Here is a 25,506-nt window from a genome sequence, read left to right as displayed (position 1 = left end):
CTTCAGGCAACCCTTTTCGAAAGCAACAGGCGGTAGAGTTCAACGTATTTGTCGGCGCTCTTGTCCCAGGAAACATCGGCTTTCATGCCCTGGCGCTGGATCTGTTCCCAGACGGCCGGGCTCGCATGCGCGTCGACCAGCCGGCGGATGGCGTGCAGCATGGCGCCGCCATTGTTGGGCGCGAACTGGAAACCGGTGGCTACACCTGCCGAGATCGCGGCTTCGTTGGCGTCTATGATGGTGTCGGCAAGGCCGCCGGTACGGGCAACGACCGGCACGCAGCCGTAGCGCAGGCCGTAAAGCTGGGTCAGCCCGCAGGGCTCGAAGCGCGACGGGATGACAATGGCGTCGCAGCCGCCTTGCATAATGTGGGACAAACCCTCGTCGTAACCGACGACAACGCCGACGCGGCCGCGATGGCGGGCTGCGGCGGCAAGCAGCGCGCCTTCGAGGCCGGCGTCACCCGAGCCGAGGATCGCCAGCCGCGCGCCGGTGGCGACGACGCCGTCGACCACCGCTGCCAGTATGTCCATGCCCTTTTGCCAGGTCAGCCGGCTGATCACGCAGACGATCGGGCTGTCGTCGTGCTCCAGATTGAAACGGTCCTCGACAACCGCCCGGTTGGGAAGGCGAGCCTTGAGCGTCTGCGCGGAATAGGCCGACACCAGATGCTTGTCGGTCTCGGGGTTCCAGATGTCGGTGTCGATGCCGTTGACGATGCCGTAGAGGTCCGAGGATCGCATGTTGATCAGGCCGTCGAGGCCCATGCCGAATTCGGGCGAGCGGATTTCCTGCGCGTAAGTCGGGCTGACCGTGGTGATCGCCCAGGCGGCCTGCAGGCCGGCCTTGAGGAAGCCGACGCCGCCATAATACTCAACGCCGTCAAGCGCCATCGCCACCGCCGGCAGGCCGAGCTCACCGAAGATGCCGGCGCCGAACTGGCCCTGGAAGGCAAGGTTGTGCACAGTGATCAGCGACGGCACGCCGACCGCCTTGCCGTATCGCATATAGGCCAGCGTCATCGCCGACTGCCAGTCATGGGCATGGACGAGATCGGGCTGGTAACCGGAAATGGCGCCGCCGGCGATATCGCCGCCGACCTGGCTCAACGCCGCGAAGCGCCGCCAGTTGTCGGGCCAGTCGGCGCCGGCCGCGTTGCCGTAAGGGCCGCCCGGACGGTCGTAGAGATGCGGCGCGTCAAGCACGAACAGATCGAGCCCGGCAATCTTGACGGCATGGACCGAAGCCTTGCCGCCCTGCAGCAGCGGGTACTGGTAGACGGCCTTCCTTTTCTTGAAGGCGTCCATCACCTGCGGAAAGCCGGGAATGAGCGTGCGCATCGTCATGCCCTTGGCGGCAAGGGCGATCGGCAGTGCGCCGGTCACGTCGGCAAGTCCGCCGGTCTTGATCAGCGGGAAAATTTCGGGCGTGACCGACAGAACCTGCATGCGTTTATGGTATCCTGTCTAACTCTTTGTTTTGCGCAATTCCGGACGGAAAACCGTTTCACACTTTTCCTGGAATTGCTTCAAAGCTTCAGCTTGTCGATCATGTCCTGCGTGACCAGGCAGATGCCCTTTTCCGAAACGCGGAAGCGCTTGGCGTCGAGAGCGGGGTCTTCGCCGACCACCAAACCTTCCGGTATCCTTACACCGTGGTCGATGACGACGCGCTTCAACTTTGCGTTCCGGCCGACATGAACGTCGGGCAGCATGACGACTTCTTCCAGCGTCGAATAGGAGTTGATGCGCGCGCCGGTAAAGATCAGGCTGCGCTTCAGCGAAGCACCCGAGACGATGCAATCGCCTGATACCAGCGAGGAGACGGCCGAACCGCGCCGGCCATCCTCGTCATGCACGAACTTTGCCGGCGGCTTCAATTCGGCATAGGTCCAGATCGGCCAGTCGCGGTCGTAGAGATCGAGTTCAGGGGTAATATCGGTCAAGTCGATATTGGCTTCCCAATAGGCGTCGACCGTGCCGACGTCACGCCAATAGGCCTCGTTCTCGGCGGTCGAGCGCACGCAGGATTTGGCGAAGCGATGCGCGATCGCCTTACCGTGCTGGACGATATAGGGGATGATGTCCTTGCCGAAGTCGCGGCTCGAACCCGGCTCGGCGGCATCGCGGCGCAGTTGCTCCATCAGGAACTTGGTCTTGAAGACATAGATGCCCATCGAGGCCAGCGCGAATTCCGGTTTGTCGGGAATGCCGGGCGGATCGGCGGGCTTTTCGACGAAGGCGATGATGTTATCCTTGCCGTCGACGTGCATGACGCCGAAGCCGGTCGCTTCCATGCGCGGCACTTCGAGACAGCCGACGGTAACGTCGGCGTTGGCGTCGACGTGCTGGCGCAGCATCAGTTCGTAGTCCATCTTGTAGATGTGGTCGCCGGCGAGGATGACCATGTATTCGGGGCCGTAGGCCTCGATGATGTCGATGTTCTGGTAGACGGCGTCGGCCGTGCCTTCATACCACTGGGTTTCCGAGACACGCTGCGAGGCCGGTAGAATGTCAAAGCTTTCGTTGCGTTCGGGGCGCAGGAAGTTCCAGCCGCGCTGCAGATGGCGGATCAGCGAATGCGCCTTGTACTGGGTGGCGACACCGAGGCGGCGAATGCCGGAATTCAGCGCATTGGACAGCGCGAAATCGATGATGCGCGTCTTGCCGCCGAAATAGACAGCAGGCTTGGCGCGCCGGTCGGTCAATTCCTTGAGCCGGCTGCCGCGGCCGCCGGCCAGCACATAGGCCATGGCATCGCGCGCCAGCGGCTGGGTTCTCTTCAAGTCTGCCATTTTTACCCTCCCAAATTACCAGTCTGGAGCATCGCTCAGTCGCAACGCGTGACGGACCTAGTCCGCAACGAGTTCAAGCATGATCGTCGACAGCGGCGGCAAAAGCATCGTTGCCGATATGCCTCCTCCCTCCGCCCTGGCTTCGACCACGCCACCATTGCCCTTGCCTGAACCACCATAGTCCGAAGCGTCGGTGTTGATGATTTCGCGCCATTTGCCGACCTTGGGCAACGGCACGCGATAATTGTCGCGCGGCACCGGCGTGAAGTTGGAAATGACGGCGATAGGATTGCCGTCAGGCGCACTGCGCAGCCAGGCGAAGACCGAGTTTTCCTTGTCGTCGACGATCAGCCAGGAAAAGCCGTCCGGCTCGCAGTCGCGCGCATGCAGCGCCGGGCGCGAGCGGTAGAGATAGTTGAGGTCGCGCACCGTCTGCCAGACGCCGCGATGCGGGCGGAAGTCGAGCAGGTTCCAGTCGAGCGCGCGCGCCTCGCTCCATTCGCGGCGCTGGGCAAATTCCTGGCCCATGAACAACAGCTTCTTGCCGGGATAACCCCACATGAAGGCGTAAAAGGCGCGCAAAGTCGCGAATTTCTGCCAGTCGTCACCGGCCATCTTGCCAAGCAGCGTGCCTTTGCCGTGCACGACCTCGTCATGGGAGAGCGGCAGCACGAAATTCTCTGAAAAGGCGTAGGTCAGGCCGAAGGTAAGGTCGTTGTGGTGGTGCTTGCGGAAGATCGGCTCCTTGGCGAAATACTCCAGCGTGTCGTGCATGAAGCCCATGTTCCACTTGAAGCCGAAACCCAGCCCGCCTTCATGCACCGGCGCCGAGACTTTCGGCCATGAGGTTGATTCCTCGGCGATCGTCATCACGCCGGGATGGTGGCCGTAGAGCTCCTTGTTCATCTTCTGCAGGAAGGAGACCGCTTCGAGGTTTTCGCGGCCGCCTTTCTCGTTGGGGATCCATTCGCCGGCTTTGCGCGAGTAGTCGAGGTAGAGCATCGAGGCGACCGCATCGACGCGCAAACCGTCGACATGGTATTTCTCGGCCCAGAACAGCGCATTGTTGACGAGGAACGACACCACTTCGCGGCGGCCGAAATTGTAGATCGCGGTGTTCCAGTCGGGATGAAAACCCTTGCGCGGGTCGGCATGCTCGTAGAGCGCGGTGCCGTCGAAATTGGCCAGGCCATGCGCGTCGACCGGGAAATGCGCCGGCACCCAGTCGAGGATGACGCCGACGCCGGCGCGGTGCGCACCGTCGACGAAACGGGCAAAGCCGTCCGGATCGCCGAAGCGCGCCGACGGCGCATAAAGTCCGGTTGTCTGATAGCCCCATGACGGGTCATAGGGATGTTCGGAGATCGGCAGGAATTCAATGTGGGTGAAGCCGGTTTCGACAGCATAGGGGATCAGCTGGTCGGCGAGTTCGTCCCATGACAGGAAGCTGCCATCATCATGCTGCTGCCAAGAGCCGGCGTGGACCTCGTAGATCGAGATGGCTTCGCGCCGCGGATCGGCCTTGCGCCAGTAGCTGCGATGCGCATCGTCGCCCCATTCATGCGCCGGCGGCACCGCCGTCACCGAAGCGGTGGCCGGGCGCAGTTCGGACTTGAAGGCGAATGGATCGGCCTTCAGTGGCAGGCGCACGCCGTCGGGGGCGATGATCTCGTATTTGTAGGGGTGACCGGCGCCGATATCGGGAATGAACAGTTCCCAGATGCCGGTGTCGCGGCGGTCGCGCATCGTGTGCCGGCGGCCGTCCCATTCGTTGAAGTCGCCGACCACCGAAACGCGGCGCGCATTGGGCGCCCAGACGGCGAAATGCACGCCCGACGCGCCTTCATGGTCGATGAGATGGGCGCCGAGCTTGTCGAACAGCCTGAGGTGCGACCCTTGGGCGATGTAATAGTCGTCCATCGGGCCGAGCACCGGACCGAAGGAATAGGGATCGGTCAGCCACCAGTCGCCGCCGACATTTTTGGCGTGATAGCGCAGCGGCTGGCGTTTGCGGATCGAAACCTTGCCCTCGAAGAACCCGGCGTCGTCGCGGCGTGAGAGCTCGCCAACCTCCTTGCCGGTCAACGTATAGGCGGTGACGAACTCGGCATTGGGCACGAAGCAGCGGGCGACGAAGCCCTTGCCGGCTTCATGCACGCCCAGGATTGCAAAAGGATCGCCATGCGTACCGGCAACAATCGCCGCGACATCGCCGGCTGGCGCCAGCCCGTCCGGCCCGCTTGTCGCAGCGGTCACGCGCGGTTTCCTCATCAGCCGATTTCCCTCCCGGGGAGTTGGGCCACGTTGTTCGTGGCCTCATGCAATCATATCAGGCGGGCACGTTCCAGATTTCTTTCGCATATTGGCGGATCGTGCGATCGGAAGAGAACCAGCCGACGCGGGCGACGTTGCGGATGGCGCGTGCGTACCAGTCGGGGCTGTTGCGCCAGACGGCGTCGACATCGCGCTGGGTAGCGGCATAGGCGTCGAAATCGGCGGCCACCATGAACCAGTCGCTGTTGTAGAGACCGTCGACCAACTCGCGGTAACGGTCCGGCTGGTCGGGCGAGAACACGCCCGACGACACGGCGGCGACTGCCTGCGCCAGTTCCGGCGACCCTTCGATCACCGCGCGCGGGTTGTAGCCATTGCTGCGGCGCTCGGCGACCTCGGCTGTGGTCAGGCCGAAGATGAAGATGTTGTCGTCGCCGACGCACTCCTTGATCTCGACATTGGCGCCGTCGAGCGTGCCGATGGTCAAGGCGCCGTTCAGCGCGAACTTCATGTTGCCGGTGCCCGACGCTTCCATGCCGGCAGTCGAGATCTGCTCGGAGAGGTCGGCGGCCGGCATCAGCACCTCGGCCAGGCTGACATTGTAGTTCGGCACGAACACCACTTTCAGCAGACCGCGTACCGACGGGTCGCTGTTGATGACCTTGGCGACGTCGTTGGCGAGTTTGATGATCAGCTTGGCGTTGTGATAGCTGGGCGCGGCCTTGCCGCCGAAGAATTTCACGCGCGGCATCCAGTCCCGCTCGGGATGCGAGCGGATCTGGTCGTAAAGTGCGATGGCTTCCAGGATGTTGAGCAGCTGGCGCTTGTATTCGTGGATGCGCTTGACCTGGATGTCGAACAGCGCCGACGGATCGACCTTGATGCCGAGCCGATCGGCGACGAGATTGGCGAGCTTGACCTTGTTGGAGCGCTTGACGGCGGCGAACTTGTCGCGGAACGCGGCGTCGTCGGCGAAGGCATCGAGCCCCTTGATGGCGTCGATATTGTCGAGGAAGCGGTCGCCGATCGCCTCGCGGGTGAGCGCGGTCAGCCCCGGATTGCACTGGATCAGCCAGCGCCGCGGCGTGATGCCGTTGGTCTTGTTGTTGATGCGCTCGGGATAGAGCTTGTGAAGGTCGGCAAACACCGTCTCCTTCATCAGCTCGGTGTGCAGCGCCGACACGCCGTTGATCGAGTGCGAGCCGACAAAGGCGAGGTTGCCCATGCGCACACGGCGGTCGCCGGCTTCCTGGATCAGCGAGATGCGGCTGATCTGCTCATTGGAGAACTGGTTGGTGGCGCGCGCTTCGAGCAGCACCTGCGCATTGATGGCGTAGACGATCTGCATGTGGCGCGGCAAAAGCCGCTCGAACAGCGGCACCGGCCAGCTTTCCAGCGCCTCGGGCAGCAGCGTGTGGTTGGTGTAGCCGAAGGTACGCTTGGTGATGTCCCAGGCCTGGTCGAAATCCATGCCGTGGACGTCCATCAGGAGCCGCATCAGCTCCGCCACGGCAATCGCCGGATGGGTGTCGTTGAGATGGATCGCCGCCTTGTCGGGCAGCGACACGAGATCGCCATACTGGCTGAGATGGCGCTGGACGATGTCTTGCAGGGAGGCGGTGGAGAAGAAGTATTCCTGGCGCAGCCGCAGTTCCTGCCCGGCCTTGTGGGAATCGGCGGGGTAAAGCACGCGCGACAGCGCATCGGCCTTGTTGCTTTCGGCAAGCGCGCCGATGTGGTCGCCGGCGTTGAACTTGTCGAGCAGGATCGGATCGATCGGCATGCCGGACCACAACCGCAGCGTGTTGACGCGGTTGGCCCGCCAGCCGACCACCGGCGTGTCGTAGGCGACGGCCTGGACATGCTCGGTCGGCTTCCAGACGTGACGTTCAAGCCTTCCGTCCTTGGAGGTGATCGATTCCACCGAACCGCCGAAGCCGACCTCGAAGGCGCGCTCGCGGCGTTCGAACTCCCAGGGGTTGCCGTGGTCGAGCCAGGTCTCGGGCAGTTCGACCTGCCAGCCGTCATGGATTTCCTGGCGGAACATGCCGTTGGCGTAGCGGATGCCGTAGCCGTGCGCGGGAATGTCGACAGTCGCCATGCTTTCCATGAAGCAGGCGGCGAGCCGGCCGAGACCGCCATTGCCGAGCGCAGCGTCCGGCTCGAGCCCGGCGATGAGGTCGAGGTCGACGCCCAGCGACTTCAGCGCTTCGCGCATATTGTCCATCAGGCCGAGATTGGAGAAGGCATCGCGCATCAGCCGGCCGATGAGGAATTCGAGCGACAGATAGTAGACGCGCTTTTCCTGCTGGGCGTAGGCCTCCTGCGTCGCCTGCATCCAGTGATCGACGATGCGGTCGCGCACGACCTTGATCGAGGCTGTCAGCCAGTCATATTGGGTGGCGACGGAGGTGCCCTTGCCGACCCGGTATTTGAGTGCCGACAGCACCTCGTCGGCGAGCGTCTTGGGATCGGGGATTTCGAGAACAGGGGCTTTGGCTGTCATTGTTCGCGTCATACTGCCTCTCGTGATCGTGCTGCGATCATACCGGCTTTCGCTGTCAGTCCCAGCCCATCCTAGTGCATTGCAACATACATTCAATCGATTTAGATCGATATGCCGCCGGTTGCCCCTGCGGCAATTTATCCGTCGAGCGGATCAGGCCGCGAGCGCCGCCTCCGGCGGAACCTTGGCTCCCGTCATGAAAGCCACGGCATCCGACATCGTATATTGCTTGGGATCGATGACGCAGAGGCGACGTCCCAGCCGATGGATGTGGATGCGGTCGGCGACTTCGAAGACATGCGGCATGTTGTGCGAGATCAGCACGATCGGCAGCCCGCGTTTCTTGACGTCGAGGATCAGTTCGAGCACGCGACGGCTCTCCTTGACGCCAAGTGCTGCGGTCGGCTCATCCATGATCACCACGCGACTGCCGAAAGCGGCGGCGCGCGCCACCGCCACGCCCTGGCGCTGGCCGCCGGACAGCGTTTCCACCGCCTGGCTGATGTTCTGGATGGTCATCAGGCCAAGCTCGGTGAGCTTGTCGCGGGCGCGCTTTTCCATCGCCGGCCGGTCGAGCATGCGCAGCCAGTCGCCGAGGAAACCGGGTTTACGGATCTCGCGGCCGAGGAACATGTTGTCGGCGATGGAAAGCGCCGGCGACAAAGCGAGGTTCTGGTAGACCGTCTCGATGCCGGCTTCGCGCGCCTCCATCGGCGATTTGAAGGAAACGGCCTTACCTTCAAGCCGGATCTCGCCCTCGTCGGGCACGGCGGCACCGGAAATCGCCTTGATCAGCGATGACTTGCCGGCGCCATTGTCGCCGATGACGGCCAGGATTTCGCCCGGGTAGAGATCGAAGTCGGCATTGTCGAGGGCGGTGACGCGGCCGTAGCGCTTGATCAGGCCGCGCGCGGTGAGGATGGGTTCCTGGGTCATGATTATGCCGAAACCTTTCTGATCCATTGGTCGATCGCCACGGCGCCGATGATCAGCACACCGGTCAGCAGCACCTTCCATTGCGGATCGGCGCCCAGCATGTTGAGGCCCATCGAGACGACACCGACGATCATCGCGCCGAAAAGCGTGCCGAGGATTGAGCCGCGTCCGCCGAAGAGTGAAATACCGCCGATCACCGTCGCGGTGATCGCCTGCAGATTGTAATCGGTGACGGCGGCTGAAGGGGAGATCGAGCCGTTGCGGCCGATGGAAACCCAGGCCGCAAAAGCGGCGATCAACCCGGCAAGGGTGTAGACCGTCACCAACACCTTTTTGGTCTGGATGCCAGACAGCTTCGCCGCCTCCTGATCATCGCCAACGGCGTAGACGTGGCGGCCCCATGCCGTGTGATTGAGCACGTACCAGAGGATCATCACAAGCACGACCGTGGCGATGACGCCGAGCGTCAGCACCGCCGTGCCGATCTTGAAGCTCAGGGCAAAGAGATGCAGCAGCGGCGCCTGGGTGTCGACGTCGGTGTCGCGGATCGTCTCGTTGGCCGAATAGATGAAGTTCGTCGCCATGACGATGTTCCAGGTGCCGAGCGTGACGATGAACGGCGGCAGCTTCATGTAGGCGACCAGCAGGCCGTTGAGCAGGCCGCAGGCCGCGCCCGCGGCAAGCCCGATGGGCACCGCGAGCACGGCCGGCATGCCATAGCTGACCGCGCAATTGCCCATGATCACGGCCGAAATCACCATGATCACGCCGATCGACAGGTCGATGCCAGCGGTCAGGATGACCAATGTCTGCGCGGCACCGAGGATGCCGACGATGGCGATCTGCTGCAGAATCAACGTCAGCGTGTAGGATGAAAAGAAACGTCCGCCGATGGCGATGCCGAAAATGACGATCGACAGGACCAGCACAATCAGCGGCACCGCCGCCGGCGTGGAGTGCAGGAAATGCTGGATGCGCTTGACGGCCGATTTGTGCTCGTCAAAGGCGGCAACGCTTGTGTCGCTGCTCGAGAGAACTTTTTCGAATTCCTGAGCCTGAGCCATGTTTCCTCTCCCCTGGGCCTCAGCTCCATGCCGACACCCGTTCGCGCCTGTCCGGTCTGCTGCCGAGATTATTCGCGTTTACAGTGACACATCGTCCACCCGAAGTGGCCGGGGATCAAGCCCCCGGCCGTCAGGTTCTTGCGGGCTGTCAGGCAGCCTTCAGCCCCAGCACTTGGCGAGGCCTTCCTTGGTGTCGATCGACTTCACGCCATTGGCCGGCTTGTCGGTAACGAGGTTGACGCCGGTATCGAAGAAGTTCTTGCCTTCGGTCGGCTTCGGCTTGGTGCCGTCCTTGGCGAAAGCCGCGATCGCCTCGATGCCGAGTGCCGCCATCTGCAGCGGATATTGCTGCGAGGTGGCGCCGATGACGCCTTCGGTCACCGACTTGACACCGGGGCAGCCGCCATCGACCGAGACGATCAGCACCTGACTTTCGAGACCGACAGCCTTGAGCGCCTGATAGGCGCCGACCGCGGCGGGCTCGTTGATGGTGTGGATGACGGTGATGGTGTTGTCCTTCTGCAGAAGGTTCTCCATCGCCTTGCGGCCACCCTCTTCGTTGCCGTTCGTCACGTCATGGCCGACGATGCGCGCGTCATCCTCGTCGCCGATCTTGTTGGGATCCTTCACATCGATGCCGAAGCCCATCATGAAGCCCTGGTCGCGCAACACGTCCACGGTCGGCTGCGAGGGCGTCAGGTCGAGGAAGCCGATCTTGGCGTCCTTGGCCTTGTCGCCGAGGGTGGCGGCAGCCCAGGCGCCAATCAGCTTTCCTGCTTCCAGATTGTCCGTGGCGAAGGTCGCGTCGGCAGCGTCGATCGGGTCAAGCGGGGTGTCGAGCGCGATCACCAGCAGACCGGCGTCACGCGCCTTCTTCACCGTCGGCACAATGCCCTTGGTGTCGGACGCGGTGATCAGGATGCCCTTGGCGCCGTCGGCAATGCAGCTTTCGATCGCCGCCACCTGGCTTTCGCTGTCACCGTCGATCTTGCCGGCGTAGGTCTTGAGGTCGACGCCAAGTTCCTTGGCCTTGGCGGTCGCGCCTTCCTTCATCTTGACGAAGAAGGGATTGGTGTCGGTCTTGGTGATCAGGCAGGCGCCGACGCCGGCGGCAGATGCCGTAGAGGCAAAGGCCATCAGGCCGAGGCCCGCCGCGGCGAACACGGTGGACTTCAATAATGCTTTGGTCACGATCTTCCTCCCATGGAACCATGCGGATGCCGCCAACCGGCATCTCGGGCGCATCCACTGAAGTTCTCCCAGTGTGGACGCGCCCTCAAAAGACACCAGTCGGCCGGAGCTGTCAATAATTAAATCACTCTTATTTATTATTGACACAGTTGCACCGTTCACTCATTCTAACCCAAAAGCAGTGAGGGGAAACAACGGGAGGAATAAGGGTGGAAACCGGCACTGCAAGGCACGGTTCGCCCGAGGCGGCTGACAGCCGCCTGCATCGCGGCACCAACCAGAGCGGCATGCGCGACCACAATGAGCGGCTGGTGCTGTCGTTGGTGCGCCAGCATGGCAGCCTGGCCAAATCAGACATTGCGCGCATGACCGGGCTTTCGGCGCAGACTGTCTCGGTCATCATGCGCGAGCTGGAAGAAGACAGCCTGCTGGTGCGCCAGGCGCCGTTGCGCGGCAAGATCGGCCAGCCTTCCATCCCGATGGCGCTGAACCCCGAAGGCGCCTTCTTCATCGGCCTCAAAATCGGCCGCCGCAGCGCCGAACTGGTGCTGATCGATTTCCTTGGGCATGTGCGCTCGATGCTGCAGCACTCCTACCGCTATCCGGCGCCACGCGAGACGGTGGAGTTCGTTACGTCGGGCATGAAGACGATGCGCGCAGAACTGACACCGGCGCAGGATAAGCGCATTGCCGGGCTCGGCATCGCCATGCCGTTCGAACTTTGGAACTGGGCCGATACGGCGGGTGCGCCACGCGACATCATGGACGAATGGCGCCATCGCGACATACGCGCCGACATCCAGTCGCAATGCGAATTCCCGGTCTATCTGCAGAACGACGCCACATCAGCCTGTGGCGCCGAACTGGTGTTCGGCCAAACGGGCGGCGTGCGCGACTTCGTCTATTTCTACATCGGCGCCTTTGCCGGCGGCGGCATCGTGCTCAACGGCCGGCTTTTTGGTGGACCGACCGGCAATGCCGGGGCGCTGGGCTCGATGCCGGTGCCGGGGCCGGACGGCAAGCCGACACAGCTCATCGACGTCGCCTCGATCGCCATGCTGGAAAAGGCGCTCAGCGCGCGCGGCATCGACGGCTCCTATCTCTGGACCTCACCGCAGGAATGGGGCGACATTGGCGCCGATTTGGACGACTGGATCGCCAGCGCCTCGCGAGCGCTTGCCTACGCCATTGTCGCAGCGTCCTCGGTGATCGATTTCGAGGCCGCGGTGATCGATGGTTGGATGCCGCTCGCAGTACGGCGTCGCCTCGTCGATGCCGTCAGGCAGACGATAGGCACGATCGACGGTGAAGGCCTGAAGCTGCCGGACGTGCGCGAAGGCACCGTCGGCATCCATGCCCGCGCGCTGGGTGGCGCCAGCCTGCCTCTGTCCGAACGCTTCCTCATCGGTTCGACCACGATTTCCAGGAGCACCTGAATGCTGATCGGTATTCCGTCGCTGCTCGGTCCGGAGCTTCTGGCGACCTTGCGCGCCATGGGCCATGGCGACGAAATTGCGCTCGTCGACGGCAACTACCCGGCGGAAGAACAGGCAAACCGGCTGGTGCGAGCCGACGGTCATCACTTGATACCGGTGCTCGACGCCATATTGAGCGTGCTGCCGGTGGACGACTTCGTGCCGGAAGCGCTTTTTCGCGCCTCGGTCAAAGGCGATCCCTCCGTTGCCGATCCGGTCCACCGCGAGATCGAGGCGATCTGCACCAAGCGTGCGCCGGGCCGCAAGGTGGTTGCGCTGGCCGGGGCCGACTTCTATGCACGCGTCCGGTCGGCGTATGCGATCGTCGCGACCGGTGAGCCCAGGCTCTACGCCAACATCATCATCCGCAAAGGCGTGATCTATCCGCCGGAAAGTCCTGAGACATGATCCTCTGCTGCGGCGAAGCCCTGATCGACATGCTGCCGCGCACCACGACGCTGGGCGAGCCGGCCTTTGCGCCCTATGTCGGCGGGGCGGTGTTCAACACGGCGATCGCGCTCGGCCGCCTCGGCGCCCCCGCCGGCTTCTTTTCCGGCCTGTCGTCGGATCTGTTCGGCGGCCAGTTCCGCGAGGCGCTGGGGGCAAGCAAGGTCAGCTCCACCTATGCGCACACCTCCCCTCGCCCAACCACGCTGGCCTTCGTGCGGCTCACCAACGGCCAGGCGACCTACACTTTCTACGACGAGAACACCGCCGGGCGCATGCTGACGACAGAGGATCTGCCGGAACTTGGCGCCGAGATCGAAGCCATGCTGTTTGGCGCCATCAGCCTGATCTCAGACCCGGCGGGTGCTGCCTACGAGGAATTCATGAAGCGCGAGCATCAGCGCCGCGTCATGATGCTCGATCCCAACATCCGGCCGAACTTCATCCCCGACAAGGCCAGGCATCTCCGCCGCATCCGCACGATGATGGCAATGGCCGACATCGTGAAACTGTCGGATGAGGATTTGCACTGGTTCGGTGAGGCCGGCTCGCATGAAGATGTCATCCGCAACTGGCTGGACCGGGGGCCGAAGCTGATCGTCGTCACCCACGGCAGCGAAGGCGCCGTCGGCTACAGCCGCGAGCACAAGGTCACCGTGATGCCGCAGAAGGTGGAGGTGGTCGACACGGTCGGCGCCGGCGACACTTTCAATGCCGGCATTCTGGCCTCGCTGCACGAGCAAGGCCTGCTCACCAAGGCTGAGATGGGCGGCCTTTCCGAGGACGCCATCCGCCAGGCGCTGGCGCTCGGTTCCAAGGCGGCGGCAGTGACGGTGTCACGGGCCGGCGCCAATCCGCCCTGGCGGCATGAAATCGCCTGATCCATGCTTCATCCGGCCGCTAGCCGCCCATGAGCCGATCACTTTATGTTTCCGCGAGCCGGAAAGACGCGATAAATTAGCCACGTCACGTCCTGGAAAGCCCGGATTTCCGGCATCTTGCTGCAGCGCGGCAAAAATCTGAGGTAACGGGCTGCGACACCTCGGCTTCCGGCCGCCTGGCCGGCCCGGCTTTCTCGACCGGCCCAACTCTGGTACCAGCGGGCCGGTTAAGTTGTTGTTTCTGCGCGTATCGTTGTTCCCTGGACCGCGCGCATTACCGTTTTGAGGCCAACATGCAGTTTATCGATCTTGGCGCGCAGCGCGAACGTATCCGCGACCGGCTGAAGGCCGCGATCGACAATGTCGTCGAGGAAGGCCGCTATATCCTCGGGCCGCAGGTCACCGAATTCGAAAACAAGCTCGCCGCCTATGTCGGCACCAAGCATGTCGTGGCCTGCGCCAATGGCACCGACGCGCTGCTGCTGCCGCTGTTTGCCGCCGGCATCGGCCCGGGCGACGCGGTGTTCGTACCGAGCTTCACCTTCGCCGCGACGGCGGAAGTGGTGGCTTTGGCCAAGGCCGAACCGGTGTTCGTCGATGTCGACGCCGAGACCTACAACATCGACATCGCCAGCCTCGAGGCGGCGATCATGATGATCAAGAAGGAAGGCCGGCTGAAGCCGAAGGCGATCATTCCGGTCGACCTGTTTGGGCTTGCCGCCGACTACGAGGCGATCATGGCGATTGCCAAGCGCGAAGGGTTGCTGGTGATCGAAGATGCGGCGCAGTCAATCGGCGGCTCGTCAGACGGCACAATGTGCGGCGCCTTCGGCCATGTCGGTTCGACCAGCTTCTATCCGGCAAAGCCGCTCGGCTGCTACGGCGATGGCGGCGCGATGTTCACCAATGACGATGCGCTGGCCGACCAGCTCAGATCGTTTGCCTTCCACGGCAAGGGCGAAACGCAGTACGACAATGTTCGCGTCGGCATCAATTCACGCCTCGACACGATCCAGGCGGCGATCCTGATCGAGAAGCTTGCCATCCTCGAAGACGAGATGGTCGCCCGCCAGGTGGTGGCCAAGCGCTATGCCGAAGGTCTCGGCGACATCGTCAAGGCGTCACGCAATCTGGGTGGCGGCCGCTCGGCCTGGGCGCAATATGCCATCGAGACGTCGAAGCGCGACGGCTTGCGGGCGCATCTTGGCGAAAAGGGCATCCCGTCGGTGATCTATTATGTGAAGCCGCTGCACCAGCAGATCGCCTACAAGAATTATCCGCGCACGCCGACCGGCCTCGCCGTGTCGGAGGACCTGCCGAAGCGTATCCTGTGCCTGCCGATGCACCCCTATCTCAGCGAAGCCGATCAGGACCGCATCATCGAGACGATCCGCAATTATATTGGGTCGAACTCGGCGCATGTAGCGGCGGCGTAGGACTAATGATCTCCCCCCTTGAGGGGGAGATGTCGCCGAAGGCGACAGAGGGGGTCGGTTCGACCGGGCTCGGCCTCCTTACTACAGAAAGAGGTTGGCGCTTTTACTCGCGGCGACCCCCTCTGGCCTGCCGGTAATCTCCCCCTCAAGGGGGGAGATTACGCGTTTGCTTCCGCTGCCTTCCCGCTCGCAATAAAATGCGGGTTGGCGAAATCCGCGTCGTCGCTCTGCTCGCGCTTGCCATAGGTGAGCGGCTCGCCGTCCAGCGTGCGTGTCATGCCGCCGGCGGCGCGCAGCACGGCGTCGCCGGCCGCGGTGTCCCATTCCATGGTGCGGCCGAAGCGCGGATAGATGTCGGCTTCGGCGGCGGCGAGCAGGCAGAATTTCAGCGATGAGCCGACCGAGACGATCTCGGCGGCGCCGAGGTCCCTGATGAAGGCTTCGGTCTTCGGTGTGTTGTGCGAGCGGCTGGCCACGACGGCGAGCGGCGTCACCGCCGTCCTGACCGAAATCCGTCGCCGGCCGACGATCCGGAAGTCGCCATCGACCTCGATTGCTTCGGCCCTGCCCGGCCGTCCAGAGAAGAACCGCCCGCTACAGGGCGCGAAGACGACGCCGACTTCCGGCACCCCGTCGCGGATGAGCGCAATGTTGACGGTGAAATCGGTCCTGCGGTTGACGAATTCCTTGGTGCCGTCGAGCGGATCGATCAGGAAGAAGGCGCCATCGAGATCAGGCGGCACGATGCCGGCGGCGACCTCTTCCTCGGCCACGCAGGGAATATCGGGATAAGCCGCACGCAGACCGGCAAGGATGATCGTCTCGCTCTCGCGGTCGGCTTCCGTCACCGGCGAGGAGTCGGACTTTTTGTCGACCGCGCAGCCGGCCTTGAAGACCCGCATCACCTCGCGTCCTGCATCGAGCGCCAGGCGCTCGAATACGGCCAGCATCACCTCGTCGTCAGATACCGCCGCCGGCTTCGTATTGGTCTTCAGCAATGTCGCGCTCGTTCAGCCAGTGTTCCAGAGCCTCTACCATCTCCTCGGCCGTCTTGCCGAGTGTCTTAAGATGGATTTCCGGTTTTTCCGGGGCTTCATACGGTGAATCGACGCCGGTGAAGTTCTTGATCTCGCCATTCAGCGCCCGCGCGTAAAGGCCCTTCGGGTCGCGCCGGGCGCATTCCTCGAACGGCGTATCGACGAACACCTCGACGAATTCGCCGTCGGCCATCAGCTCGCGCGCCATGCGGCGCTCGGCGCTGAAGGGCGAGATGAAGGAGACAATGACGATCAGCCCGGCATCGGTCATCAGCTTGGCCACTTCGGCGACGCGGCGGATGTTTTCGACGCGGTCGGCATCGGTGAAGCCGAGATCGCGGTTGAGGCCGTGGCGGACATTGTCGCCGTCGAGAATGTAGGTGTGGCGTCCCGAGGCGAACAGTTTCTTCTCGAGCAAATTGGCGATGGTCGACTTGCCCGAGCCGGAAAGCCCGGTGAACCAGAACACGGCGGGGCGCTGGCCTTTCAGGTCGGAGCGGCCGCGCTTGCCGACATCGAGCGACTGCCAGTGGATGTTTTCGGCACGGCGCAGCGTATGCAGGATCATGCCGGCGCCGACCGTGGCGTTGGTGATGCGGTCGATCAGGATGAAAGCGCCGGTGGTGCGGTTGTCGGCGAAGGTGTCGAAGGCGATCAGCGCGCGGGTCGAGATGTTGCAGATGCCGACTTCGTTCATGTCGAGTGACTTCGCCGCCTCACGGGCAAAGTCGTTGACGTTGACGCGGTATTTCAGGTCGGTGACGGTTGCGCTGGTCTGGTCGGTTTCGGTGCGCAGAATGTAGGAACGGCCCGGCAGCAGCGCTGCCTCGTCGAACCAGACGATGTTGGCGGCGAACTGGTCGGCGACCTGCGGCCGTGCCGCGGGCGACACCAGCAAGTTGCCTCTGGAGACCTCGACCTCATCGTCGAGCACAAGGGTGATGGCCTGGCCGGCGACGGCCTGGGCGAGATCGCCGCCGTGCGCGACGATGCGCTTGACCCGCGAGGCCTTGCCGGATTTGGCGACGACCACCTCGTCGCCCTGAGCGACGGAGCCTGACGCTATGGTGCCGGCAAAGCCGCGGAAATCGAGATTGGGTCGGTTGACATACTGCACCGGAAACCGGAACGGCAATCCGACGGCGGCCTCGTCGACCGACACGGTTTCGAGATGCTCGATCAGCGACGGGCCGGAATACCACGCCGTCTTGTCCGAGCGGCTGGTGACGTTGTCACCATAGCGGGCCGACATCGGGATCGGCACGATCGTCTGGAAGCCGAGCTCATGCGAGAACTGCCGGTAATCCTCGACGATGCGGTCGAACACGGCCTGGTCGAAAGCGACGAGATCGATCTTGTTGACGGCCAGCACGATGTGGCGGATGCCGAGCAGCGAGGCTATGATCGAGTGGCGCCGGGTCTGGCGCAGCACGCCCTGGCGCGCATCGATCAACACGATCGCGAGATCCGCGGTCGAAGCGCCGGTCGCCATGTTGCGGGTATATTGTTCGTGGCCGGGCGTGTCGGCGACGATGAACTTGCGCTTGGGCGTGGCGAAGAAGCGGTAGGCGACGTCGATGGTGATGCCTTGCTCGCGCTCGGCCTCGAGGCCGTCGACCAGAAGCGCGAAGTCGATGTCGTCGCCGGTGGTGCCGTGCTTGCGGGAATCGCGCTCGAGTGCTGCGAGTTGATCCTCGAAGATCTGCTTGGTGTCGGACAGAAGGCGGCCGATCAGCGTCGACTTGCCGTCGTCGACCGAGCCGCAGGTGAGGAAGCGCAGCAGCGACTTCTTCTCCTGTGTCGCCATATATTCGCGGATGCCATCGGTGGGGGCGAGGCTCTTGGCCAGGATGTGGCGCATACTCAGAAATACCCCTCGCGCTTCTTCTTTTCCATCGAGCCGGCTTCATCGCGATCGATGAGGCGGCCCTGGCGCTCGGAGGTGCGCGCCGTCAGCATCTCGCCGACAATGGCTTCCAGCGTGTCGGCGTCGGATTCGATAGCGCCGGTCAGCGGATAGCAGCCGAGCGTGCGGAAACGCACCAGCCGGTTCTCGACCGTCTCGCCGGGTCGCAGCGCCATGCGGTCATCGTCCTTGAGGATCAGCATGCCGTCGCGTTCGACCACCGGCCGCTCCTTGGCGAAATAGAGCGGCACGATCGGAATGTTCTCCTGCAGAATGTACTGCCAGATGTCGAGTTCGGTCCAGTTCGACAGCGGAAAGACGCGGATCGATTCGCCCGGCGCGATGCGGGTGTTGAAGATCTTCCACATTTCCGGCCGCTGGTTCTTCGGGTCCCAGACATGCTGGGCGTTGCGGAAGGAAAAGATGCGCTCCTTGGCGCGCGACTTCTCCTCGTCGCGCCGCGCTCCGCCGAAGGCGGCGTCGAAACCGTATTTGTCGAGCGCCTGCCGCAACGCCACAGTCTTCATCACATGGGTGTGGGTGTTGGAGCCGTGGTCGAAGGGATTGATGCCGTCGCGCACGCCGTCTTCATTGACGTGGACGAGCAGGTCGAAGCCGAGCTTCTGCGCCATCTGATCGCGAAAGGCGATCATCTCGCGGAACTTCCAGGTGGTGTCGACATGCAGGAAGGGGAAAGGCGGCTTGGCCGGATAGAAGGCCTTCATCGCCAGATGCATCAGCACGGAGGAATCCTTGCCGACGGAATAGAGCATCACCGGCTTGGAGAAGGCGGCAGCAACCTCACGGAAGATGTGGATGGATTCGGCCTCGAGCCGCTGCAAATGCGTAAGCGCGATGTTCATGGACTGTGAGCGTTCTCTCGTGCCATCCAGACCTTGCATCAGATGGATCGGGCGTCTTTTTCAGCCGCCCGGTTCAAGCTTCACTGCTGGACACTATCGGTTCGTGCCGGCGTTCTAGCAGATCGCCACCTGATATAACAACGCTGGAAAGGCCGGCGGCAAAGCCGATAAGGAACGAATTTTCCATGAAAAGCCCGGAATCCGGAAATTTCTGCCCGGCAGATCGATAGCCCTCAAAGGCCGTGAAAAATCTTGGCGGAACCCTCGGGAAAACGGTCGGGCCGGTGGATGCTTTCGCTATGCGATGCGGCCACGCCACGGATTTCGATGGTTGCAAGATCCTCGCCGCACTATCGAAAACCGGACCCAGCCGCTATACCGGCTCCTGAACCCGCGCCGGGCGGGATGCTGCAAAAAAAGTCGCCGCCAAACACCGTCCGTCGCCAAGCGAACCCAGCGCATTGTGAACCAGAGCATTGACCCCGATTTCCACCATCAAGCAGCACCTCTCGCCGTCACGGATCAACATCACCTTCTCCATCCTCTGCTTCTTTTGCCCGCCTGTGCTGGGGTCGGCGGTCAGCTTTGTGTTCAATGGCGGCGGCCTGTGGTCGGTGTTTCTGCTTGCCCTGAAAAGACGGCGTTTCAACATCGACCGGCCAATGGTCGCGATGACGGTGGCCATCTATGCCTATTGTGCAGCCTTCGTGCTCGCCTCTATCGTCAACAATTCGATCGCCAAGGATGCGCCTCATCTGGCAGGGCTGATCACCTTCCTGTTTTTCCCCGTCTCATACGCAACCTGGAGCATCACCGAGAAAACCATGCTGGCGCGCATCGTCGTGCTGGCGAGCGCTGCCGCATGTTTTGGCGCCCTGCTGCTGGCGATCGTGCAACATTACTGGCTGGGCGTACGAGCCGAAGGCGGTGCCGGCAATCCAATCGTATTCGCGACGGTCGCCTGCCTCAGTGTTCTGATGTGCCTGGCGGGCGCCCTTTCAAACGTCGAAAAGAACAAGGTCCTGCTTGCCTGCGCAGCGCTGGCCGGGGCGGTCGCCATCCTCTACTCGGGGTCGCGGATCATATGGCTGGCACTGCCGGTGGCCGGCATCGCCGTCCTGCTGATCAACCGGCGCAGGCTCACCAGCCGAAACGCCATTCGTCTGCTGCTGATTGCTGGCGCGATCGGCGTGGTTATCGCCGCCATCGGATTCCCGATCATTTACGAGCGCGCAGCTTTCCTGTTCAGCGACTGGGATGCGCTGGCCACGAAAGGTGACCATGCCACGGCGCTCGGCTTCCGCGCCGCGCTTTGGCAGATCGGCCTCGGCGCTTTCCACGACATGCCGATTTTCGGTCATGGCATTGCTGCAAGCCACGAGCTGATAAAGGATGGATTCAACAATCAGTTCAACATGCCATACACAGGCTTCAGCCATTTCCACAACGGCTTTCTGACCGCATTGGTGGAGGCCGGGCTCATCGGCGCCATCACGCTTGCGGCTGTGTTCGTCGTTGCCGCCAGAAACGCAGCAATCGTTCTGCGCACCAGCACCGACACCATCGAGCGGTTCGGTGCCACGATGATCGTCGCTACCGTGATCACCTATCTGATCGCCGGCCTGACCGGCATCCTGATCGGCCACGACATCCTCGATTCGACACTGATGGTGTTCCTGGTATCCGGGACCTATCTTGCTTCGGGCCGCCAACAGGCGTTGCCCGAAGCGGCCTCGACGCCGCAGGCAAGCCAGCCGTGAAAGTGCTGGTCACAGGCGCGACGGGCTTCATCGGCAGGCAGGTCGTCAACCAGGTTCGCGAAGCCGGGTTCGAGGTGCGCATGGCATCGCGTCACCCGGAGCCGCTCGATCCCGCGAGCGATGCCGTCAAGTTGCCGGAGTTCGACGCGCCCGCCAGCGCGTTCCAGGCGCTGATGCCAGATATCACCCATGTCGTCCACTGTGCGGCTCTCAACAATGACCGCAAGGCGAGCGAGGCCGACTTCTTGGCCGCCAATGCGACACTGACCGCCCAGTTGGCGCGCGCGGCCGCCGCGCAGGCCAGCGGGCGCTTCATCTATTTGTCTTCGATCCGGGCAGTAGTCGGTCCCGGTTTCAGTGGGACGATCAGCGAGGCGACGCCGCCGGCCCCGCAATGCGCCTATGGGCGCTCGAAACGCGAAGGCGAGATCAGGACGCTGGAAGCCTATGCGTCCAGACCTACCGATGCCACGGCGCTGCGCCTGCCGTCGATCTATGGCGAAGGCATGAAGGGAAACCTGGCAACGCTGATGCGCCTGGGCGGCATACCTATGGCCTTGTCGCTGCCGGCGGCGGCCTTCAGCGGCGTACGATCGCTGATGTCATGCGAGGCGGCGGCGCGGACCGCGGTGTATCTGTTGAGCCGTCAGCAGCCGCTTCGCCCCATCTATGTCACCTGCGACCTGCCGCCGCTGCCGGTCTCGGCGATCATCGGGGCGTTCCGGGACGGTTTTGGCTACACATTGCGGCTGTCTAGGGTGCCTGCTCGGCTGATGCGGGCAGTGCTGGTCTTGCTGGGCAAAGGCAAGGCATGGGAAGCGATGACAGCGACGCAGATATGCGATCCGACGCTCCTGGTATCCGAAGGCTGGGCGCCGCGGACCGACACGCTCGAACAACTGACCGAGCTTGCGCGGCGCTATAAATCCGGCGTTGCTCAACCGCGGTAGAAGATCGTACCGACGAGAATGCGGACATCGAGGCCGATCGAGGCCATCCTGAGATATTCGGCATCGGTCTCGGCGCAGAGTTTGGGGTCGGACATGTCGATGCCTTTCATCTGCGCGAGCCCGGTAATGCCCGGAAGCGCCGCAAGCACGCCCAATTGCCTGCGGCGTTCGATCAGCTCCGTTTGCGTGGGCAGGCATGGGCGCGGCCCGACCAGGCTCATCTCGCCGTTAAGCACATTCCACAGCTGCGGCAGCTCGTCGATCTTGAATTTTCGCAGCACCGCGCCGACGGAAGTGACGGAGTTTGCCGGCGCCTGATGCGAGGGCAGAGACGGCGTTCCGACAACCATCGTCCGCAGCTTGTGGCAGCGAAACGGCACGCCATTCTGTCCGACACGGGCCTGCGAAAACAATGCCGCTCCAGGCGACGACAGCCTGATTGCCAGCATGGCAAGCAGGACGACAGGCGAGGTCAGCGGCAAGAGAACCGCCGCCACGACGAGGTCGAAAGCTCGCTTGGGTCCCCTCATGGCCGTCCCTGCATGCTCTAGATCCGCCGCCAGATGAAGGCCAGATAGAGCCCAAGCGTACCAGCCAGCGTCTGCCGGTAGACGCCGCTTTTTCTGAGAAGACGCAGGCGTCGCAAGACACCGCCCTTGCGCGCCCTGATGAACAGGCCGAGACAAGCGGCGGCATCCCTGCTGAGGATGTCGCGATTGACCGCCAGACCGCTTAGATTGTGATCGGTCCAGACGGCGAACTCGCCCTTGAACAGACGGCCCAGCCGCGACAGCCGCGCCTTCCACGACACGTTGGCACCGACCAGGTTTGCCTCATGCTGGCGGTAGCGCACCAGCGGCCGCGGATCATAGCGGACAATGCCGCCGGCAGCAGTGACGATCAGATAGGTCCACCAGTCATGGCTGACGAACTCGGTCCTTGCCGATGCCGTTGCCAGCAACTTTCGCGCCGCGCGGTTGATCATCATGGTGTTGCCGCCGGCAATGCTCTGCACGAGCGCATTTCGAAACGACGGCGGCTTTAGGAACAGCGGCGAATAGCCTTGCGCTGCTCCGGTTTCGGACATGGTCGCGGTCCTCGAGCAAAACAGCAGCGGTGTTTCGGCATCGTGCCCCTGCATCCAGGCAATAGCGCTCTCCAGCCTGCCCGGCTCCCAGATGTCGTCCTGGTCGCAGAATGCGTAGTAGTCGGCATCGATGCGCGGATCGATGATCATCGAGCGGAAGTTGGCGGCAAAGCCCTGGCGAGGACCGTTCGACAGGGTCAGCCGGCCCTTGGGCCAGCGGCTCTGCCAGGCGCCGATGATGGCAGAAGTGCCATCCGTCGACCCGTCGTCGGAGACCCAGAGGTCGACAAGAGGATGCGACTGCGCAAGCAGCGAGGCGAGCTGCTCGTCAAGGAAAGCCGCGCCATCTTTCGTGCCCAGCAGCACGGCCACGCGCTGATCTTGTCTGCTCACGGGTTCAGAATCATCTGCAAGCGCCTGGGAACGGCCATCGGATTGGTTTCAATAGCCAATCCCGGTCGATCAGGACAGGCTTAACCCGCTTGCCCGACTGTTTTCGCAATGATTTCGCGGTGTGCGTCGGCTTGAGGCTCTTCCGCCTGATGAAGCCCGGCCATGACGGCGAGCGCGGCGGCCTTGTCCTGGTCGCGCATGGCCGCCTGCAGCGACGTCAGCGCCGCCTGGACCCTGGGCCACCCCACGACATCGGTTCGCAGGCCGAAGATCTTGGGGATATCGAGCGCGACAATCTCCTCATTGCCGCCATGCAGCACCTCGTGAAGCTTCTCGCCCGGCCTGATCCCGGTGAAACGGATCGGAATGTCGGTGTAGGGGCTTTTGCCGGCCAGGCGGATCATGGTTTCGGCGACTTCGAGGATCGGCACCGGCTTGCCCATGTCGAGCATGTAGATGGCGTAATCGTCCTTGCCCTGGCGCCGCTCGGCATCGGCCGCCGACATGATGACGAGGTCGACGGCTTCGGCCACCGTCATGAAGTAGCGGGTCATGCGGCGATCGGTGATGGTGACCGGACCGCCGGCCTCGATCTGCGCCTGGAAGATGGTGGCGACCGAACCGTTGGAGCCGAAGACATTGCCGAACCGCACGGCGATGAACTTGGTGCCGGAGCGACGGCCATTGGGTTCGGTGGCGTGCGTTTCGTGCAGCGAAGAGACGATCTGCTCGGCGGCGCGTTTTGTCATGCCGAGCACCGAGGTCGGATCGACCGCCTTGTCGCTGGAAATCAACAGGAACTGCGGCACGCCGCATTTGGCGGCAACCTCGGCGCAGACGAGAGTACCCAAGACGTTGGTCTGGATCGCCGATTCCCAGTTTTCCTCAAGCAGCGGCACATGTTTGAGCGCGGCGGCGTGGAAGATGATGTCGGGCTTGAAGTCGCTGACGACGCGGGTGATCTGGCGCCGGTCGGTGACATCGACGATGCGGCTCTTGAGCCGGGCATGATCTTTCTCGTCGACCTGCTGGTCGAGCTGGAAAATCCCGAACTCCGAGATATCGGCAACCAGAACCGCCTCGGCGCCGAGTTCCAGCGACCGCTTGACCAGGATGCGACCGATGGAGCCGGCGCCGCCGGTCACCAGGACGCGCTTGCCGCTGACGAAGCCGCCAATGCGCTCAACGTCCGACGGAACCGTGGAGCGGCGCAGGATGGTTTCCATCTCGACAGCGTCGAGGACCAGCTTTCCGCCCTGCCCGAGCTCCGAGACGCCGGAGAACTGGACGACGGCGATGCCGCTGTGACGGGCGACACGGACCAGCTCCGAATACTCCTCGATCTCGCGTTCGGTGCCATTGCCGAAAATCAGCATGTCGAGGCTTTTGGTGCCTCTTGCATATTCTTCCAGCACCTCGACCAGGTGGGGCCGCACGGCCACCACCGGAACGCCCTGGATCTGCGTGCCCAACGGCGCGCCGTTCTCGATGGCCATGATGCCGGCGATGGAATACTCGGCCGGCGCTGCCGTGCGCGTGAACCTAATGATGACGTCGGCTTCGCCGAGCCTGCCGACGAACAGCGCCTGCTTGATCGCAACATTGTTTGCGTTGCGGCTCAGGATTCGCCAGCTCGCCCCGTCGCGCAGGAAGCGGTAGTAGAGCCGCGGCGCCGATATGATGGTGAAGGAGACGAGGAAAAAGACGATAAACTGGCGCTCGTTGAGGCCGGTCACCGGCTGAAACCATCGGACCGCCAGCGAGACGACGTAGAGCGTGACGGTCAGGATCGCGCAGCTCTTCAGGATGTTGAAGAAGTCGGGCGTGGAGGCGAAGCGCCACACGGTGTTGTAGAGGCCGCAATAGCGAAACAAGAGATGGCTGAGAAGAACAATGCTCACCCAGCACGCCAGGCCCGGCCAGGAGAGCGCATCGAATGAAAGTCTCGACTGCGAAAGCCCCAGACTCAGCGCCACCGCGACCAAGACCATGACCAGGTCCTGGATCATTATAATGGCGCGCCGCATCTTCGGCCGAAGTCCCGATACGGCTTCTACATAGGATGTCATTGGGTAGTACTGAACTCCAGGCGCAAGGACTTGGACACTAACGTAGTGCGAGAGCGACGGAAACCCGTCACCGATCACCAGTTTAGAGTGCCAATCCCCAGCCCCGCCGCTTTGTATCGCATAGCGTGGAGTCACGGTCATCGCCAGATATTTTTTTGGAAACGCGTCCGCTGATGTATCGGGCGCTCAAACAGGCACTCTTTTCGAGGGCGGCCTGCCTCAAGCCATGGGTGCTCCAGCCGGCGAGACGAAGGCTTCGAAGAGGCCCGGTTTCAGCTTCACCGGTTCCCTTGCAGCCTCCTGGTGATTTTTGCACGGACCCGCCTGAGGCCAGTTTCGATTGATGATGAGAGAATTCGGTCGCCCACATGCGGAGGCGAGTAAAGATACTGGAGTCCTACGGTGATTCTTAACCGCATTGATGTTGCGGTTGCCGA

General features: G+C 62.9%; 19 protein-coding genes. 6 read left to right on the top strand and 13 right to left on the bottom strand.

What is annotated here, in order from left to right:
• Positions 1-2: 2 nt before the first annotated feature.
• From glgA to AC1D1L_RS15330, 7 genes are all read right to left on the bottom strand, one after another.
• A complete protein-coding gene (gene glgA, locus AC1D1L_RS15360) occupies positions 3-1,448 on the bottom strand; it encodes a glycogen synthase GlgA (protein ID WP_352559959.1) in 1,446 nt (481 codons plus the stop codon).
• A gap of 80 nt (positions 1,449-1,528) precedes the next feature.
• Positions 1,529-2,794: a glucose-1-phosphate adenylyltransferase gene (gene glgC, locus AC1D1L_RS15355; protein ID WP_112564064.1), complete on the bottom strand. Its 1,266-nt coding sequence runs from the start codon at positions 2,792-2,794 to the stop codon at positions 1,529-1,531.
• A gap of 57 nt (positions 2,795-2,851) precedes the next feature.
• Positions 2,852-5,065 carry a 1,4-alpha-glucan branching protein GlgB gene (gene glgB, locus AC1D1L_RS15350; protein ID WP_477342435.1) on the bottom strand — a complete coding sequence of 738 codons (2,214 nt, stop codon included), beginning with the start codon at positions 5,063-5,065 and terminating at the stop codon, positions 2,852-2,854.
• 58 nt (positions 5,066-5,123) lie between these two features.
• Positions 5,124-7,586: a glycogen/starch/alpha-glucan phosphorylase gene (locus tag AC1D1L_RS15345; RefSeq protein WP_477342434.1), complete on the bottom strand. Its 2,463-nt coding sequence runs from the start codon at positions 7,584-7,586 to the stop codon at positions 5,124-5,126.
• 141 nt (positions 7,587-7,727) lie between these two features.
• A complete protein-coding gene (locus AC1D1L_RS15340) occupies positions 7,728-8,510 on the bottom strand; it encodes an ATP-binding cassette domain-containing protein (protein ID WP_477285648.1) in 783 nt (260 codons plus the stop codon).
• 2 nt (positions 8,511-8,512) lie between these two features.
• Complete coding sequence (locus tag AC1D1L_RS15335) at positions 8,513-9,574, bottom strand: ABC transporter permease (protein WP_477342433.1); 1,062 nt, start codon at positions 9,572-9,574, stop codon at positions 8,513-8,515.
• Positions 9,575-9,733: 159 nt separating this feature from the next.
• Positions 9,734-10,711, bottom strand: coding sequence for a sugar ABC transporter substrate-binding protein (locus AC1D1L_RS15330; protein WP_434221238.1), 978 nt, complete (start codon positions 10,709-10,711; stop codon positions 9,734-9,736).
• Between the two features lie 263 nt (positions 10,712-10,974).
• Between AC1D1L_RS15330 and AC1D1L_RS15325 the strand changes: the two genes are divergently transcribed.
• The 4 genes from AC1D1L_RS15325 (at position 10,975) to AC1D1L_RS15310 (ending at position 15,004) form a co-directional block, all read left to right on the top strand.
• The gene (locus AC1D1L_RS15325) at positions 10,975-12,201 is read left to right on the top strand and encodes an ROK family transcriptional regulator (protein ID WP_112564057.1); all 1,227 of its coding nucleotides are present in this window, start codon (positions 10,975-10,977) and stop codon (positions 12,199-12,201) included.
• The gene (locus AC1D1L_RS15320) at positions 12,202-12,648 is read left to right on the top strand and encodes an RbsD/FucU family protein (RefSeq protein ID WP_192256452.1); all 447 of its coding nucleotides are present in this window, start codon (positions 12,202-12,204) and stop codon (positions 12,646-12,648) included. It begins immediately after the preceding gene.
• Positions 12,645-13,568: a carbohydrate kinase family protein gene (locus AC1D1L_RS15315; protein WP_477342432.1), complete on the top strand. Its 924-nt coding sequence runs from the start codon at positions 12,645-12,647 to the stop codon at positions 13,566-13,568. The genes AC1D1L_RS15320 and AC1D1L_RS15315 overlap by 4 nt, the downstream gene beginning before the upstream one ends.
• 293 nt (positions 13,569-13,861) lie before the next feature.
• The gene (locus AC1D1L_RS15310; protein WP_477342431.1) at positions 13,862-15,004 is read left to right on the top strand and encodes a DegT/DnrJ/EryC1/StrS family aminotransferase; all 1,143 of its coding nucleotides are present in this window, start codon (positions 13,862-13,864) and stop codon (positions 15,002-15,004) included.
• A gap of 158 nt (positions 15,005-15,162) precedes the next feature.
• On the opposite strand, the gene cysQ is transcribed toward AC1D1L_RS15310, so the two are convergent.
• From cysQ to cysD, 3 genes are read right to left on the bottom strand one after another with little or no spacing between them, the layout of a single operon-like run.
• Positions 15,163-15,954, bottom strand: coding sequence for a 3'(2'),5'-bisphosphate nucleotidase CysQ (gene cysQ, locus AC1D1L_RS15305; protein WP_477342565.1), 792 nt, complete (start codon positions 15,952-15,954; stop codon positions 15,163-15,165).
• A 10-nt stretch (positions 15,955-15,964) separates the two neighbouring features.
• Positions 15,965-17,902, bottom strand: coding sequence for a sulfate adenylyltransferase subunit CysN (gene cysN, locus AC1D1L_RS15300; protein WP_477342430.1), 1,938 nt, complete (start codon positions 17,900-17,902; stop codon positions 15,965-15,967).
• A gap of 2 nt (positions 17,903-17,904) precedes the next feature.
• Positions 17,905-18,810, bottom strand: a complete 906-nt coding sequence (gene cysD / locus AC1D1L_RS15295; RefSeq protein ID WP_112564045.1) for a sulfate adenylyltransferase subunit CysD — start codon at positions 18,808-18,810, stop codon at positions 17,905-17,907.
• A 476-nt stretch (positions 18,811-19,286) separates the two neighbouring features.
• Between cysD and AC1D1L_RS15290 the strand changes: the two genes are divergently transcribed.
• Positions 19,287-20,570 carry an O-antigen ligase family protein gene (locus AC1D1L_RS15290; RefSeq protein ID WP_477342429.1) on the top strand — a complete coding sequence of 428 codons (1,284 nt, stop codon included), beginning with the start codon at positions 19,287-19,289 and terminating at the stop codon, positions 20,568-20,570.
• On the top strand, positions 20,567-21,520 hold the full coding sequence (locus tag AC1D1L_RS15285; RefSeq protein ID WP_477342428.1) for an NAD-dependent epimerase/dehydratase family protein: 954 nt from the start codon (positions 20,567-20,569) through the stop codon (positions 21,518-21,520). Before AC1D1L_RS15290 ends, AC1D1L_RS15285 begins: the two co-directional genes overlap by 4 nt.
• Here AC1D1L_RS15285 and AC1D1L_RS15280 read toward each other — a convergent pair.
• The 3 genes from AC1D1L_RS15280 to AC1D1L_RS15270 form a co-directional block, all read right to left on the bottom strand.
• Entirely contained in the window at positions 21,508-22,050 is a 543-nt protein-coding gene (locus AC1D1L_RS15280) for a sugar transferase (RefSeq protein ID WP_477342427.1), read from the bottom strand. The genes AC1D1L_RS15285 and AC1D1L_RS15280 overlap by 13 nt on opposite strands.
• A 17-nt stretch (positions 22,051-22,067) precedes the next feature.
• Complete coding sequence (locus AC1D1L_RS15275; RefSeq protein WP_477342426.1) at positions 22,068-23,000, bottom strand: glycosyltransferase family 2 protein; 933 nt, start codon at positions 22,998-23,000, stop codon at positions 22,068-22,070.
• Positions 23,001-23,080: 80 nt separating this feature from the next.
• Positions 23,081-25,069 (bottom strand): SDR family NAD(P)-dependent oxidoreductase, encoded by a 1,989-nt coding sequence (locus tag AC1D1L_RS15270; protein WP_477342425.1) that lies wholly within the window; start codon positions 25,067-25,069, stop codon positions 23,081-23,083.
• Between the last annotated feature and the right edge of the window lie 437 nt (positions 25,070-25,506).

The sequence above is a fragment of the Mesorhizobium sp. P2_D6 genome, assembly GCF_056404315.1.
The sequence above is the reverse complement of the archived record's forward strand: the minus strand, read 5'-3'. Positions and strand labels throughout refer to the sequence as shown.

Bases quoted from the DNA above. Each gene is read 5' to 3' on its own strand.
- glgC (WP_112564064.1), bottom strand. From the start codon at position 2,794: ATGGCAGACTTGAAGAGAACCCAGCCGCTGGCGCGCGATGCCATGGCC.
- AC1D1L_RS15310 (WP_477342431.1), top strand. From the start codon at position 13,862: ATGCAGTTTATCGATCTTGGCGCGCAGCGCGAACGTATCCGCGACCGG.
- AC1D1L_RS15320 (WP_192256452.1), top strand. From the start codon at position 12,202: ATGCTGATCGGTATTCCGTCGCTGCTCGGTCCGGAGCTTCTGGCGACC.
- AC1D1L_RS15270 (WP_477342425.1), bottom strand. From the start codon at position 25,069: ATGACATCCTATGTAGAAGCCGTATCGGGACTTCGGCCGAAGATGCGG.
- cysD (WP_112564045.1), bottom strand. From the start codon at position 18,810: ATGAACATCGCGCTTACGCATTTGCAGCGGCTCGAGGCCGAATCCATC.
- glgA (WP_352559959.1), bottom strand. From the start codon at position 1,448: ATGCAGGTTCTGTCGGTCACGCCCGAAATTTTCCCGCTGATCAAGACC.
- AC1D1L_RS15315 (WP_477342432.1), top strand. From the start codon at position 12,645: ATGATCCTCTGCTGCGGCGAAGCCCTGATCGACATGCTGCCGCGCACC.
- AC1D1L_RS15335 (WP_477342433.1), bottom strand. From the start codon at position 9,574: ATGGCTCAGGCTCAGGAATTCGAAAAAGTTCTCTCGAGCAGCGACACA.
- AC1D1L_RS15330 (WP_434221238.1), bottom strand. From the start codon at position 10,711: ATGGCCTTTGCCTCTACGGCATCTGCCGCCGGCGTCGGCGCCTGCCTG.
- cysQ (WP_477342565.1), bottom strand. From the start codon at position 15,954: ATGCTGGCCGTATTCGAGCGCCTGGCGCTCGATGCAGGACGCGAGGTG.
- AC1D1L_RS15280 (WP_477342427.1), bottom strand. From the start codon at position 22,050: ATGAGGGGACCCAAGCGAGCTTTCGACCTCGTCGTGGCGGCGGTTCTC.
- cysN (WP_477342430.1), bottom strand. From the start codon at position 17,902: ATGCGCCACATCCTGGCCAAGAGCCTCGCCCCCACCGATGGCATCCGC.
- glgB (WP_477342435.1), bottom strand. From the start codon at position 5,065: ATGAGGAAACCGCGCGTGACCGCTGCGACAAGCGGGCCGGACGGGCTG.
- AC1D1L_RS15345 (WP_477342434.1), bottom strand. From the start codon at position 7,586: ATGACGCGAACAATGACAGCCAAAGCCCCTGTTCTCGAAATCCCCGAT.
- AC1D1L_RS15340 (WP_477285648.1), bottom strand. From the start codon at position 8,510: ATGACCCAGGAACCCATCCTCACCGCGCGCGGCCTGATCAAGCGCTAC.